Source organism: Alteromonas sp. ABH4_456 (assembly GCF_056160645.1).
The window spans coordinates 37,694-53,028 of record NZ_JBSWXO010000011.1 but is presented as its reverse complement, the minus strand read 5'-3'; the positions used below and the strand labels follow the sequence as shown (position 1 = coordinate 53,028).

At 50.0% G+C, this 15,335-nt stretch carries 11 protein-coding genes; 8 read left to right on the top strand and 3 right to left on the bottom strand.

What is annotated here, in order from left to right; genetic code table 11:
- Positions 1–2 precede the first annotated feature (2 nt).
- Entirely contained in the window at positions 3–2,891 is a 2,889-nt protein-coding gene (locus ACXAG2_RS16165; RefSeq protein ID WP_474868633.1) for a response regulator, read from the bottom strand.
- Positions 2,892–3,116: 225 nt separating this feature from the next.
- On the opposite strand from ACXAG2_RS16165, the gene ACXAG2_RS16160 reads away from it, so the two are divergent.
- Both ACXAG2_RS16160 and ACXAG2_RS16155 read left to right on the top strand, forming a co-directional pair.
- Positions 3,117–3,605, top strand: a complete 489-nt coding sequence (locus tag ACXAG2_RS16160; protein ID WP_474868630.1) for a GAF domain-containing protein — start codon at positions 3,117–3,119, stop codon at positions 3,603–3,605.
- Positions 3,606–3,647: 42 nt separating this feature from the next.
- Positions 3,648–4,871, top strand: coding sequence for an MFS transporter (locus ACXAG2_RS16155; protein WP_474868628.1), 1,224 nt, complete (start codon positions 3,648–3,650; stop codon positions 4,869–4,871).
- 4 nt (positions 4,872–4,875) lie between these two features.
- Here ACXAG2_RS16155 and ACXAG2_RS16150 read toward each other — a convergent pair whose 3' ends face one another.
- Positions 4,876–5,004 (bottom strand): hypothetical protein, encoded by a 129-nt coding sequence (locus ACXAG2_RS16150; RefSeq protein WP_269748665.1) that lies wholly within the window; start codon positions 5,002–5,004, stop codon positions 4,876–4,878.
- Between the two features lie 115 nt (positions 5,005–5,119).
- Here ACXAG2_RS16150 and ACXAG2_RS16145 point away from each other — a divergent pair, with 115 nt between their 5' ends.
- The 3 genes from ACXAG2_RS16145 to ACXAG2_RS16135 all read left to right on the top strand — a co-directional run bounded on the left by ACXAG2_RS16145 (position 5,120) and on the right by ACXAG2_RS16135 (position 8,276).
- On the top strand, positions 5,120–5,563 hold the full coding sequence (locus ACXAG2_RS16145; RefSeq protein WP_474868625.1) for a hypothetical protein: 444 nt from the start codon (positions 5,120–5,122) through the stop codon (positions 5,561–5,563).
- A 63-nt stretch (positions 5,564–5,626) separates the two neighbouring features.
- Positions 5,627–7,531: a copper resistance system multicopper oxidase gene (locus ACXAG2_RS16140; protein WP_474868623.1), complete on the top strand. Its 1,905-nt coding sequence runs from the start codon at positions 5,627–5,629 to the stop codon at positions 7,529–7,531.
- Positions 7,524–8,276, top strand: a complete 753-nt coding sequence (locus tag ACXAG2_RS16135; protein ID WP_474868621.1) for a copper resistance protein B — start codon at positions 7,524–7,526, stop codon at positions 8,274–8,276. The genes ACXAG2_RS16140 and ACXAG2_RS16135 overlap by 8 nt, the downstream gene beginning before the upstream one ends.
- A 77-nt stretch (positions 8,277–8,353) precedes the next feature.
- Here ACXAG2_RS16135 and ACXAG2_RS16130 read toward each other — a convergent pair whose 3' ends face one another.
- On the bottom strand, positions 8,354–9,658 hold the full coding sequence (locus tag ACXAG2_RS16130) for a porin (protein WP_474868619.1): 1,305 nt from the start codon (positions 9,656–9,658) through the stop codon (positions 8,354–8,356).
- A 210-nt stretch (positions 9,659–9,868) separates the two neighbouring features.
- Between ACXAG2_RS16130 and ACXAG2_RS16125 the strand changes: the two genes are divergently transcribed.
- From ACXAG2_RS16125 to ACXAG2_RS16115, 3 genes are all read left to right on the top strand, one after another.
- On the top strand, positions 9,869–12,577 hold the full coding sequence (locus ACXAG2_RS16125) for a M14 family zinc carboxypeptidase (protein WP_474868616.1): 2,709 nt from the start codon (positions 9,869–9,871) through the stop codon (positions 12,575–12,577).
- Positions 12,578–12,682: 105 nt separating this feature from the next.
- Positions 12,683–14,059 carry an alkaline phosphatase PhoX gene (locus tag ACXAG2_RS16120; RefSeq protein WP_474868614.1) on the top strand — a complete coding sequence of 459 codons (1,377 nt, stop codon included), beginning with the start codon at positions 12,683–12,685 and terminating at the stop codon, positions 14,057–14,059.
- Positions 14,060–14,209: 150 nt separating this feature from the next.
- Entirely contained in the window at positions 14,210–15,202 is a 993-nt protein-coding gene (locus ACXAG2_RS16115) for a patatin-like phospholipase family protein (RefSeq protein WP_474868611.1), read from the top strand.
- Positions 15,203–15,335: the final 133 nt, after the last annotated feature.

Here is a 15,335-nt window from a genome sequence, read left to right as displayed (position 1 = left end):
TATTACCCCTTGCCGTCGTCACGGGGTGACGTCAGGGTAGATTTTGATGCATTCAACCATTTGGTCAGTGCCGCATACATTTCTTCCTGCCGGAATGGCTTACTTAAATGATCATTCATGCCACATTCCAGCGCTTTACGTTTGTCTTCCACCATGGCCGCAGCGGTCAAAGCAATAACCGGTACATTGATGCCAGACTCACGGATTTGCCGGGTCGCTTCATAACCATCCATCACCGGCATCTGAATATCCATTAAAATAATATCAAAATGATGGCGGCGTGTTGCAGCCACAGCCAGCGCCCCGTTATCTGCCATAGTGACATCCAGTCCAAGATGACGCAGTTGCTCACCCACAACTTCCTGGTTAATCTCATTGTCTTCTACCAGTAATACGTGACCGCTAAAAGCCCCTTCACGGTTGTCTCTTACCCGTGCCCGCTCAGCTTTAAACTCATCAATTTCCCGTGGCTGAGGTAACTTAAACGGCAGTTTTACTATAAAAGTCGTGCCCTCGCCCTGACGGCTTGTTACTGAGATATTCCCGTCCATGGCGGTTGCCAGACGATGGCTGATGGTCATTCCCAGCCCTGTACCACCAAATTTGCGGCTGGTTGAAGAGTCCGCCTGCGTGAAGGCATCAAAGACTACCTTCTGCTGACTTTCCGACATGCCAATCCCGGTGTCAGTCACTGAAATTACCAGCAAGCATTCATGATCGTCGATATCTTCATACCGGCACACCAGAGTAACACTTCCCTCACTGGTGAATTTAATGGCATTGCTAAGTAAGTTCACCAGTATCTGCCGCAGACGCAATGAGTCACCGGTAAGCCAGGGGCGAAGTTTGCCGTCGAAACGGAATTGCAGTTCAATCCCCTTCGCTTTGGCCTGCTCGATAAATAAATCCCGCAACTGACTGATAATATCCTTAATAGAAAAAATCTGTTCCTCAAGCTCCAGCTTCTGTGCTTCGATTTTGGAAAAATCCAGAATGTCATTGATGATCCCCAGCAACAGCTCGCCGGAATGATTGATTTTTTCAAACTTGTCGCGGAAATTAGCCGGCGGCTCCTGGTTCAGCCCCAACCGGCTTAATCCCAGAATGGCGTTCAGCGGCGTACGGATTTCATGGCTCATATTGGCCAGAAATTCACTTTTCGCACGGTTTGAACGTTCTGCGTCTTTAACCGCTTCAGCCTGAGCATACTCTGACTCAACCAGTCTGCTGTTAGCCTGAGTCAAATCACGGGTACGTCGTTTGACCTGATATTCAATTTCATCAGTATGTCCGGCCACAATAATAATGAACCAGCCCAGCAGCCCGGCGAACAACACAGAACCTGCCAACAGTAAATGCACGCCCCAGGGCTGATAAAGGAAACTGCTGTCGCTCACCTGCAGCAGCACCCAACTGTGTCCTCCGACTGTAATCGTTCTGACCTCATTTAGCGGAAAACGCTCAGTCAGGAAGCCCGCTTTGTTCTGTGCGGACTCATTCCATCCTGTAGTCAGGTATTCTACATCTTCGCCGGAGAGATTTTGCCGGAACAAGGTGGATTGGCCGGACGGTGCCGCCGGGTCAAAGACCAGTACACCCAGAGTAGGCAAAAGAGAATCACCAAAGGCATTCTCAATCATTTCCTGAGCTTTCAAAACCGCAGTGGCATAACCGGAATGATTTGATCCGGTAGTTTTTCCGCCAGGCATGAACATAAGTACGCCAGGTTCAGAGCTGTCACCCTGAACAAGGTTGATAGGCGCAGTGGGGAATAAACGATGGCTGGACCACGCGTTATCCAGCGCTTTCCGGCGGGATATTTGTGAATAAACATCCAGCCCCAGTGCTTTTATGTTACCCGTCATAGGCTCAATAAACGACACGATTACGTGGGTATCACGGTTATCTACCGCCACCATATTTTCTTTGGCATCCAGACCTTTCACTTCAAAATGAATGGTGGGATCGAAGGTCTCGTAACTCGCCTGCATAGCCGTTTCAAACGCCTTCAGTTCCCGCCCCTCCAGTCTTTCATTCCACGATAACCCGTGAATTGAAGGGTTTCGCTTCAGCAGATCCAGCGTGAAGACACGGTATTCTGAAGGGGTGACATCTTCCTGAATTCTGACAAACCCCGCCAGCGCCTGAAGGATATCCGAAACTTTGGACAGTTCACCGCTGAGTGCACGCTCAAGAACGTTCACATTAACAATGAACTCAACTTTGTGTTTTTCCATTTCCGTTTTGGTTACCAGCCAACCCAGCAGCGCCGTGCAGGAAGTAATAGTGATCAGGGAATAAAAAACAAAGCGGAACTTGGATACATGAGAAGACAGGGTTTTCGGTGTAAATACCAGCAGCCAGGGAATGATAAACACGATGCCGATAGCATCGCCCATATACCAGCTTACCCAGTTTTTAAACCAGTCCTGGTCAGAAATAACCCCCTGTGCCCAGAGAAAAATATTACTCAAAGTGGCGCCGGTTAAGGGGCTGATAATTGCTCCGAGCAATAAAAATTTCGCCACCACCGCAGGACGCACAAAATTAACCGGCGCGGGAATGACACTGACAATCAGTACCCGCCCGACCAGCGCCTGTGTTGCCGCAAACGCCCCCATCATGCCGGAAAAAAACAACGACGGCTCTCCGTCGGCATAGTTTAAAGATATAATGAAATTAAGCACTGCAGCACCGGCGAACACACCAAACAATGCAAACGGACCGAGCAAAAGTACGGCCAGCAGACCGAGGCCGGCAGCGGGCCAGACTACCGTAGCATAACCGGGCGGAATGGCAGCCCATATACTGAGAAGTCCAAACAATATATAGACTGTTGAGACCAGAAAAGTGGCCAGCAGTTTTTGCATGTGCGACTGAACTTTAAACATCTATTCCTTTACCTGACCTTCCACCTCAGAAAATCCTGTTTTTTCCGCTGTCACAACATGTTACATACGTAAACCGTGTTCAGCGTAACGCATTAAAACATAGTCTCTATACTATAGTTCAAATTTAAAGAAAAAATATTCTTCACCGGACAGAGTTAATATAGAATCCCATACCTGTCGTAACAAACATTGGCCGGTCCCTTGCGGATCTGATGTGACCCCTGTATGGATTATCCCGTTCTGCCCCACGAAGACGCCCGTTTAAAAGCATTGCATGACCTGAAAATTCTCGATACTGAGCCGGATGAACGGTTAGATGCGATTACTAAGGCCGCGCAAGCGTATTTTGACTGTAAAATATGCCTAATCAGTTTGATAGCAGAAGATCGTCAGTGGTTTAAATCCAGACAATGTCTGGATAAAACTGAGACGCCGAGAAATGTGTCTTTCTGTACTTATGCCATTGCCGAAGAAGAATACCTGATTGTCCCTGATGCCACACAGGATAACCGCTTTGCCGGGAGTCCGCTGGTTAAGGGTGAACCCTTTATCCGGGCTTATGCAGGCATGATCCTGAAATCCCCGGAGGGTTACGAGCTGGGTACATTGTGCGTTATCTATGACGCGCCCCGCACTTTTTCGGCTCAGGATATCAACGTATTACGGGACCTTGGCAAACAAACTAAAGAGATAATTTTCCAACATCTACGTTAAGTCATTGCTCCGTAAAAGGATGCTCAACCAGTAAAGGATACCATGACACAACAATCAGGACGTTTTCCGCCCGGATTTTACGCTTTTCTCACCGGCAGAGGGCTGTTCAGTGTCATAGACTCCATATTAGGCACTGCTGTAGGCTGGCATTTATATCAGGCTACAAAAGATCCCTTCGACCTGGCGCTGGTAGGATTATTTCAAATCGTCCCGGTGTATGTTTTCTTTATCCTTACCGGCTGGGTTGCCGACCATATGTCCCGTAAGAAGGTACTGCAAACCGGGGCCGTTTGCTGGCTGGGTATCATTCTTTGTATCGCCTTTGAGATGCACGACGGAAACTTTAATAAGTGGGTTTTACTGTCGTTATTAATGACACTCGGCACCGTCAAAGCGTTTATATCTCCGTCCATGCAGGCCATTGTGCCCAACCTGGTGCCTCCCGACCGGCTTGGCGCAGCCATCGCGATTACCAGCACCGTGTGGAATCTGGCATTAACCGCCGGTCCCTTCGTCGCCGGGCTGCTGATAGCGTTAATGGACTTCAAAGTGTACTGGACAGTATGCGTAATTTGCTTTGTGATCAGCATCTGTTTCTTGTTTCTGCCCCCGATTGGTCCTGCTAATACCGGAGGACAACGTAGTAAAAAAGCCTTGTGGGAAGGCGTACATTTCATGCAGCGAAATCCCATCGTACTGGGTAGTTTGTCGCTGGATTTACTCATCGTGCTGGGCGGTTCCGTCGTAGCATTATTACCCGTTTATGCCGCGGATATTCTGCACACTGGTCCGCAAGGACTGGGCATGCTGAGGGCCATGCCCGCTATCGGCGCGGTACTCATCGGCATTTATCTGTCGAAATTTAAAACCGACTTCCGCCACGCCGGTTATACACTATTCACTGCCCTGTTTGTCTTTGCCTGCTCCGTACTGGTATTTTCGCAGACGACCAGTATCTGGATAGCCTGCGCATGCTTATTCATTTACGGCGCATCAGATATGTTCAGCGTGGTTATCCGCGGCTCCGTTATTCAGCATAATACACCGGATGCACTGCGGGGACGTGTAGGCGCGCTGAATGCCATCTTCATTGCGTCATCAAATCAACTGGGGGATTTCAGAGCAGGAACGGTAGCTGCCGCAGCAGGGCCCGCCGGCGCTGCATTGATTGGAGCAATCACAGCTTTTGGTGTGGTTGGATGGGGAATCTGGCAATTCCCCTCACTGAGAAAACTGACTTCAACGGATATGAAAGAAAAAGCCTGAGGCTTTAAAGATTGATCACCAGATTGTTTTCCACAATAAGCAGCATCATCAGACCCGCAGCAAAACAATATAGTACCGGATCAGACACACAATCTTTCAGATAGTTTTTCATTTTATCAATACGGTGGTTCATAGAGGACTTCCCGTTTTTCGGTTATCAACCACTTAAATTTACCATAAATTAACAAACTTTAAACATTAAACTTTAGCATGAAGCTGCCCGCCGTAGAATCCGGCAACAGAGTCGTATGATTGCGTGTCTGTTCTTGCAAAGCGTCCGGCGACCGTTATATCCTGAGAGAGTAAATGAACAGGAAAAAATTATTCCTCTGATGAAAGTCTTTACTGCATTTTTAATGGTTTGTCTGCTTGGTGTGTTCACTATGAACGCGCAGGGCAATGTGCACGATGCTGCGCGACACCATGCTATGCAAACTGTACAAATGAATATGACCGGCCACATGCAGGCACATTCAGAGCCTGATGTAATGATGTCCGGTATGACTCAGGAAGTTTGCTGTAAACAGGAGTGTCATTGTGATGTCTCCATGTGCCACGGTAGCCTGTTCGTGCTGTCTCACTTTACGCACTTTACCGCAGCAGTTGTGGTAAATGATACCACTAGCACCATATCAGAACCGCTGACTGCTCATGGTGGTCCGCCCTTCAAGCCCCCTATCCGGTTAAGTTAATTACAGTTAAACACCTCCTGCATTGCATGCAGGCGGACATTACTTTTTTAACCGGAAATAGCTATGAACAACCAGGATTCGTCACGTCGTCGTTTTCTTTGCGGCGCGGTGACCTCAATGTCAGCGATGGCATTATATCAGGCCGCCCCCCGTTGGGCTGTTGCTCAGGGGAACACTGAATTTCAGACCAGTAATGATGAAGTTAATCTGAAGATCAGCCAGCAAACATTTTCTTTTGGCAACAAGAAAAATAACACCATTACCATCAACGGTCAGATGCCGGGGCCACTACTGCGTTTTCGCGAAGGTGAACGGGCAGTGATTAACGTCACTAATACCCTCAGCGAAGACACGTCAATCCACTGGCACGGCATCATTTTGCCCGCCAACATGGACGGTGTGCCGGGCTTATCCTTTGCCGGCATCAAGCCGGGCGAAACCTTCAGATACGAATTTGATTTGCAACAAAGCGGTACCTACTGGTACCACAGCCACTCGGGCTTACAGGAACAGATTGGACATCTTGGCCCGCTGGTTATTCATCCCGCTGACGGCGATATTGGTGCCGACCGGGAACATATGATCCTGCTGTCAGACTGGACCTTTGAAGATCCTCACGAAATATTCCGCAAGCTTAAAGTGTCTGAAGGTTATTACAACTACCAGAAGCGGACCATTTTCGACACGTTACAAGATGTGGAAGAACAAGGCCTGGCCGATACATGGCATGTTCGCAGTATGTGGAACAGCATGCGGATGGATCCCAGGGATATTGCTGATGTGTCAGCCAGCGCATATACCTACCTGATGAATGGCCGGGATGCGGTGATGAACTGGGAGGCTCTGTTTAATCCGGGAGAAAAAGTCAGGCTGCGGCTGGTGAACGGTTCCGCCATGACTTATTTCGACTTCCGAATTCCGGGGCTGGAAATGACGGTTGTCGCGGCAGACGGTCAGCCGGTAAAACCTGTCACCGTTGATGAGATCCGTATTGCCATCGCAGAAAGTTACGATGTGATTGTACAGCCCAAAGAGAACAAAGCTTATACCCTCTTTGCCGAAAGTTATGATCGCAGCGGTTTTGTTCGCGGCACGCTCGCGCCACGGCCTGGCATGAGCGCCGCCGTCCCTCCCCGCCGGACGATTACTGAACGTGGTATGAATGCCATGAGCATGGATCATGGTGATATGGATCACAGTAGTATGAGCCACGAGGATACCGGCCATGGCAGCATGGACCACAGTGGAATGCATCATGCCGCCATGAATCATAAATCCGCGGAAACAAACGCCTCCGGTACAACGAAGCCCGTTGACCATAGTAGTATGGATCATGGCAGTATGAGCCACGGAAATATGGATCACAGCGCGATGAAGCACGCAGGTCACGACATGCAGGGCAGCGGCAAACCTGCCGTCGATGATATTGCCATCCATCACGACGCGGACGGACACGGTCCGGGGGCAGCGATGATTGCAGCGAATCCCCGTTCAAGACTGGACGAACCCGGCATTGGCCTGGGTAATGACGGTCGCCGGGTACTCGTTTATAAAGATCTCACCGGTGCTCAAACCTGGGGGGACGAACGGGAACCGTCCCGCAACCTCGAACTTCACCTTACCGGAAACATGCAGCGCTACATGTGGTCATTTGACGGTAAAAAGTTCAACGAGGTTGACGGACCGGTAGTGTTCCAGCACGGAGAACGGTTAAGGCTGGTGCTGGTAAACGATACTATGATGGACCACCCTATCCATTTACATGGTATGTGGATGGAACTGGAAAATGGTCAGTATCCCCGTCCACGAAAACATACCATCAGCTTAAAACCCTCAGAAAAAGTGTCATTACTTATCACCGCGGATGCTATGGGTGACTGGGCCTTCCACTGCCACCTGCTTTATCACATGGAAGCCGGCATGTTCAGGGTAGTCAGTGTTCAGCACGGAGGGCATCATAATGATTAAACACAATCTTTTAGCCGCTGCTGTGCTCAGCAGTATTACATTCTCAACCTGCGCAATGGCAGAGGATAAATCAGACTGGCCTTCACCGATGATGGAAATGGCAGCCTGGCAAATCATGCTCGACAGGCTGGAATTATCCCGTAATACAGATAAAGAAAATGTGTTTACCTGGGATGCCACCGCCTGGTACGGCGGCGATTATCACCGCGTTGTGTTAAGGACTGAGGGCGAAAATCAGCAAAACGATGGTCATCCCACCGACCTTGAAAGAACAGATATCAGCTACAGCTACATGATTTCATCCTTCTGGTCACTGCAGGCCGGCCTTGGTCTGAAAGGTGAGATGTCGTCTGGGGAGAACGCCGAGCACTATGCAGTATTCAGTCTGACTGGCCTTGCGCCTTACTACTTTGAAACCGACTCCAGTTTGCTTATTAATGAAGACGGTGACGTTCAGTGGCTTAACGAGTTTGAATATGACTTTTTGCTGACGCAAACCAGTTATCTTCAGCCCAGGTTAACGGTGAATACCAACCTGACAGATTCAGAGCACTTTGGCAGAGAGGCCGGTGTTGAATCCGTGCGGTTCGGCTTGCGTTACCGTCAGGAAGTGGTGCGGGAGTTTGCGCCATACTTTGGTGTTTACTGGCAAAAGCAGTTAGGACAAACTGCGAACACTACCGCTGCAAACGGTGAAGACACGTCCGAATTCGGCTTTATTGCCGGCGCGCGGATCTGGTTCTGACAATAAAAAAGCACAGCGGCCGTTGCTTCTGTGCTTTTAGTATCTGAATATGCCACCGGGGCTGATGCCCCGGCCTGTTAAAATGCGGTATTAATCTGTACGCTCAGAATTTGCGCTTTCGCATGCTCTGTAGCGGTAAGATCGCTGACAATAGAGCCGATTGCACGTTGCTGAGATACCGCCGCTTCACGTCCTTTGATATACACGTAGGCCATATCCAAACTGGTGTCATCAGTCAGCGCCCAGGTTGCTCCGGCACTTACCCAGTGACGATCTGTGTCAGGAATGCTCAGTGAGCGGTGTGCAAAACTCACAGCGCCTTCATCATAAGCATAACCGGCACGCAACGTCAGCTTCTCATCATACTGATAAGTAACACCTGCACTCCAGCGCCAGGTATCTTCAAAATCTTCTTCTTTGAGCAGCAAATCATAGCCACTGTCCAGATTCGCTTCCAGCTTGTCAAAGGTGCTCCAGTCTGTGTAATTCACACTGGCCTGCACAGACCATTGCTCATCAATTTCTTGATCGATGGCCAGCTCAGTGACTGCAGCGAAATTCAAATCCAGACTACCGCCCTGATTATACAGCTCAGCAACTTCAGGGATCAGCACACCCAGATCTGACTTAATTTCACCGGCCAGTTTCAGCTGTGTTTCAGCACGGTAACTTAACGCCACATTTGTGCCGTCAACCGGTTGCCAGAATACACCGGCGTTCCAGCCATAGCCGATATCATCACCGGCCATTTCGACAATAGTCAGATTACCCAGCGCCGGATTACCCATCACCTGGCCGAAGACCTGAGGAATAGAGGTACTGATTTTCGCATCGGCATAAGTAACATTCAGCCCAAGCCCCAGACTTAATGTGTCTGTTGCTTTCCAGGCAACAGCCGGATTTACCGTAAAAGAGATGATCTCAGCTTCATCTGCATAATGCAGCGCATTGTAATCATCGCTGTAATCTGTCGACAGGCCGTAGCTGGTAAACAAACCAATGCCCCAGGAGAACTTATCGTTAACCGGCGCAGCGTAAAAAATGGAAGGGATGACGGCTGATTCAGCAATGTCTTCAGCACTGGCATCACTGGTAATGGTTGCGCCGCCTACTGAGGTGGTCATATCACCGCGGATATCCACTTCGGGGTCAAGGTAGCTGACCTGGGCGCTGAATTGTGCTTTATCAAACGCGGTGATAGCGGCCGGGTTAGTTGCCAGCACAGAAGCGTTTTCCGGCTTTGCAGCCTGACCCGCCATAGCGCGACCCAGTCCGTTCGCACTGTGTTCATTTACCTGAAAACCTGCAGAGAAAGCAGAAGAAGAGAACAGTCCGGCTACAGAAAGCGCAAGCGCTGTACGGACGAATAAAGGATGCTTCATAAAAACTCTATGATTATTGAAAAAGGGCCGCATCCTACTGGTACGACCGGTTGCCTTCAAGTAAAACAAATGTAAATGCTTATTTTTAAGACGAATTACAGTAAAACGATTCGATAAAGGCCTGAAAACCACTGATAAGGGAAATGTTGCGGGGTGCTTTTAATTGCTATGATTCACTTTGCATAATAAAAATATCTGACCGGGAAAATCATGACACTCAGACACTTATTCACCATTTCTGCACTCACAGCCTCTTTATGTTTCAGTGCAGGAAAAGTTATTGCAAGCACGCCCCAGCAAACAGAAAGTTTTGAAATGTGGCCTGGCGCACAGTACAGCCCGTCCATCCCCACGGTAAAATCGGTGCTCGGGTATAACACCGGCGAACGCATCACGACCCACAGTGATATGCTGACCTATTTCAAAGCACTGGCAGAAGCTGCTCAGGAGCGGGTCCATCTGGTTAAATACGCAGAAAGCTGGGAGGGCCGTGCGCTTATTTATGTCGCTATCGGTTCGCCTGAGCATATTAAGGACCTGGAGCAGTTCGCAGCAAATATGAACCGCCTGGCCGACCCCCGAAAAACTTCCCGTGATGAAGCTAATAAGCTCATTGCTTCCCTGCCCTCGTCGGTATGGCTTCAGCACGGTGTTCACGGTAACGAAATCAGCAGTACCGATGCCGCAATGATGACGGCTTATCACTTGCTGGCAGCACAGAATGACCCTTTAACGGCGAAGGTGCTAAAAAACACACTGGTCTTTATCGACCCGCTGCAGAACCCCGATGGCCGCACCCGGTTTACGCACAATTACTATTCCTCCACAGGCTTACAGGACAGCGATGATCGCCTGAGCGTTGATCAGAATGAGCCATGGCCCAGGGGCAGAAGTAACCACTATCTGTTCGACATGAACCGCGACTGGCTCGCCATTACCCAACCTGAAACGCTGGGGCGGGTGAATGCCCTGAACCACTTCAAGCCAACGGTAGTCATCGACTTACACGAAATGGGTAGTGACTCCACTTACTTTTTCGTGCCGGCAGCAAGTCCGATCAACCCGCATATGCAGCAGGCACAGCTCGACAATAACGATTTAATAGGCAGAAACAACGGTAAACATTTTGACCGCATGGGTTTTGACTATTTTACCCGCGAAGTCTATGACGCATTTTATCCGGGCTATGGTGACAGCTGGCCTACTTTTTACGGAGCATCTGCTGCCACCTATGAAGTGGCTTCTACCCGTGGAATGACATTCAGAAATAAAGACGGCAAAGTGAATCACTATCGCGATCCTGTGCAAAAGCACTTTGTTGCCTCCCTTTCTACCCTGGAAGCAGCAGCGGATAACCGTGAAAAAATCCTCACTGATTTTTACCAGTATCAGGTTAATGCTATTGAAGCCGGTAAAAAAGATGACGAGCGTACCTTTATTATTCCGGCAACCACCGACCGTGCCGGCAGCCACCGTCTGGCTGCATTAATGGCGACCCACGGTGTCGAAGTAAAACAGGCAGGCGAATCATTTAAAGCATGTGGCACGCGGTATAACAAAGGGGCCTATATCATTGACACTGCCCAGCCCCGTGGCCGGTTTGTGAAAACCACCTTTACCCGCCAGGTCGATATGGCGGAATCATTCATCAAAGAGCAGGAACGGCGCCGGGCCCGCAAGCTGGACGATGAAATTTATGATGTGACAGCCTGGTCTCTGCCATTGTTATTCAATATCAAAACCGACAGTTGTGATGATGGTTTATCTGTAAAAGGCAGCTACGTGACACCTGATATGCCCCTGAAAGGCAATGTGGATAAACCGGACGCCAGTGTAGCCTGGCTGGTGCCCTGGGGTGATGCCGCAGCCGGCCGTTTTCTGACAGCCGCGCTGCAACAGGGGATCCATTTGAAAAGTGCTGATGAAGCCTTCACTCTCGACGATAAACGCCGGTTTCCGGCCGGTACATTAATTATTGAAGTGAAAGCCAATGGCGAAGGCACCGGTGAAAAAATTGCAGCTCTTGCAGCACAAACCGGCGCGCTGGTAACAGGCACTGACAGCAGTTGGGTAACTGACGGTCCCAGCTTCGGCAGCCGCAGTACACCGGTGATGTCAGCACCCAATATTGCTATGGCCTGGGATTCTCCCACCAGCTCACTGAGCGCCGGCAGCACCCGCTTTGTTATTGAGCGGCAGTTTAACTATCCGGTCACCGCAATCCGGACAGATATGCTGGCAAGCAGAAACCTCAACCACTATCAGGTGATCATTTTGCCCGCAGGCTGGTACAACGGAGCCTTAGGCCAGCGCGGCGCTGAAAACCTCAAGGCCTGGGTAAAACAGGGAGGTGTGTTGATCACTTTTGCACAGGCAACCGCTTTTGCAGCCTCACCGGATAACGGCTTGCTGGATGCAGACGTGGAATACAGCTTTAACGATGAAACGGTGGAAGCAGATGAACAGGCAGATCATCGTGGTCATGTTGCCGGTTCACATATTACTGATAAATCGCAACTTATTCGTCGCATTGAAAACAACCAGCGTTCACCGGATTACGTTGCCGGTATCCTTGCGAAGGTTGAAGTGGACCAGGAGCACTGGCTTACCGCAGGGGTCAATCCTGAAGTGGTTTCGCTGGTAACAGGTAATACTATTTTTGCGCCCATGAAACTGGATGCCGGTAAAAATGTTGCCTGGTATAAAGGTGCTGATGAGCTGCTCGCATCCGGATATTTATGGGACGAGAACCGCGAACAGCTGGCTTATAAGCCATTTCTGATGGTGCAACCGTCCGGCGAAGGCATGGTGATAGGCTTTACCCAGGACCCTTCAAGCCGCGCATATATGGATGGTCTGAACGTCATGCTATTGAATGCCATATTCCGTGGCGCAGCGCATGCATCACCACGACGCTGATCTGACAGTTAATCCTGTTACGGTTTCATCTTAACGTAACAGACTGGCATGAAGAATCAAGGTATTGTTATATTGTAACAATACCTTTTTTATGAGAACACAATAATGATAACAAGACGACAATTCACCTTTGGTCTCGCGGCCCTTTCCGCTGGTAGCAGCGCATTCGGCGGGCTCGCGAATGCAGCAACTCAGCATGCCGCAGGCGGACTGCGTGCAGCGACCGGGTTTGGCCCGCTGAAACCGGATCCGGCTTCCCTGCTGGATTTACCGGAAGGCTTTACTTATAAAGTCATTTCTGCGCTGGGCCAGGCCATGTCTGACGGCCTGAATGTGCCGGATAAAGCTGACGGAATGGGCTGTTTCAAACTGGATGAACAACGTGTGGCTCTGGTGAGAAACCATGAGCTTACGCCAAAAGACCGGGCCTTACAGCCTGCATCGGTTGCCTCGCACAAAACTGCTGACGCCTACGACACCGCCCCCGACGGGAACGCACTGCCCGGTGGCACGACTACCATGGTGTATAACTTAATTACCGGTGAAACAGAGAGCCAGCATGTGAGTTTATGCGGCACAATCCGGAACTGTTCCGGTGGCATGACTCCCTGGGGCAGCTGGCTCACTTGCGAAGAGAGTATTGATAAGCCGTCGGCTTATAACAATAAAGACCACGGCTGGGTTTTTGAAGTCCCCTCAACAGCACAAACCCTTGTCTCACCTGAGCCGCTTAAAGCCATGGGCCGCTTTAACCATGAAGCTGCAGCAGTGGACCCCCGCACCGGTATTGTTTACATGACGGAAGACCGGGGAGACAGCCTGTTCTACCGCTTTATTCCCGATGTGCCCGGCGATCTTATCAAAGGTGGCAGACTTCAGGCGCTGGCAATAAAAGCCAGTCCGGGTTACGACAGCCGCAACTGGGTTAACCCGGCGATGCCGCTGCAACAGTGGCTCGACGCCAGCTGGATAGATTTGTCAGACCCGGAGAGTCCGGAAGATGATCTCCGCAAACGGGGATATGCAGACGGTGCAGCCCTGTTCGCCCGTGGTGAGGGGATTCACTGGGGAGACGGTGAACTCTATTTCTGCTGTACCAATGGCGGCAAAAAGCAACTGGGACAAATTATGCGCTATCAACCTTCTGCGTCTGAAGGCACAGAACACGAAGCAGCTAAGCCGGGCCGGCTACAATTGTTCCTGGAAAGCACAGATAAATCCCTGTTTAACTTTGGCGACAATCTCACTGTTGCACCTTTTGGTGATCTAATTGTTTGTGAAGATCAGTACACAGACGTCGTTGACAACCATTTGCGGGGTGTAACCCCGGATGGCAGTGTGTATCCTTTTGCCCGCTTACATGATCAAACTGAACTTGCCGGCGCATGCTTCTCACCGGACGGCAGTACCCTGTTTGTTAATTTGTATTCACCGGCCAGAACCGTCGCAATTACCGGTCCCTGGTCAGCCAGAAGCAGATAATACCTGTTTACCGGACAGCCGGGTGTGGCTGTCCGTTTTCCTCTCCCCACCTGAAATGTTTATTTTTTATTCAATTTTGCACTAAACCCCGGGCAGAACCGTATGCTATTCTGAAAATGCTGCATAGCAGCATAACTTAAGGAACAGGCGATGAAACCACTGAAAATTAATCTCGCTTTACAGGGTGGCGGGGCCCACGGTGCTTTCACCTGGGGGGTGTTAATCAGGCTGTTGGAAGAGGAATGGCTGGAGTTTGACGGCATCAGCGGCACCAGTGCCGGTGCAATGAATGCAGTAATGCTGGCTGAAGGCTGGCGTAAAGACGGTCGCCGGGGGGCAGCAGCACAACTGGATGCATTCTGGGAAGCCATCGCTGACAAAGGTATACAGATGCCCATGCCGAAAATATTGGAGCAATCATTGAACAAATGGTGGATGAGCATGTTTCAACATTTCTCCCCCTACGACATCAATACGATGGACATCAACCCGCTGCGGGATGTGCTCGATGAAATTACTGATTTCAAAGCACTGCAACACCACTCCCCTTTTCGCTTGTTCATAGCCGCAACTGAAGTGACGACGGGAAAACTGGAACTCTTTAATGAACAGGAGCTGACCGTCAGTCACGTTCTGGCTTCTGCCTGTTTGCCCAACGTATACAAAGCGGTGACGATAAATAATAAACACTACTGGGACGGTGGCTACGCGGCCAATCCCGCAATCTTTCCGTTGATCCACAGTTGTGAGGCTCAGGATGTTCTGATTGTGCTGCTGCAACCATTACAACGGAGAGCACTGCCCGTCCGTTCAGAAGAAATCAGTGACCGCATCAGTGAACTCACATTTCACTGTGCATTCTTGCGGGAGATGCGCTCAATGCTGGACATTAAAACCTCGTCTCAACGGTGGGGCTGGGTTTCCGGAGATTTTGAGAAACGTATACGGGCCACCCGCACCCACATCATAGAAAACAGTGAATTAATGTCTGCCCTTGACCAGATGAGTAAGTACGACAATTCAAGGGCGTTCCTTCTGGAACTGAAGGAGGAAGGCATAAAAACCGCTGAGCAATGGCTGGAAACCAGCACCGGAGATTTGGGGAAAAGAGACAGTTGCGATTTACCCGGACTTTTTGGCTAAACCTTATTGATAAATATTCTCATTTGCATTAAGATGATTTCACCTTTTGAGAATTGAGCCTGTTAATTTTCAACCTGGTACTACTCCTCCAGCCAAAAGGCAGGACCCTTAGACCGCCGGAGCTCATCCCGGC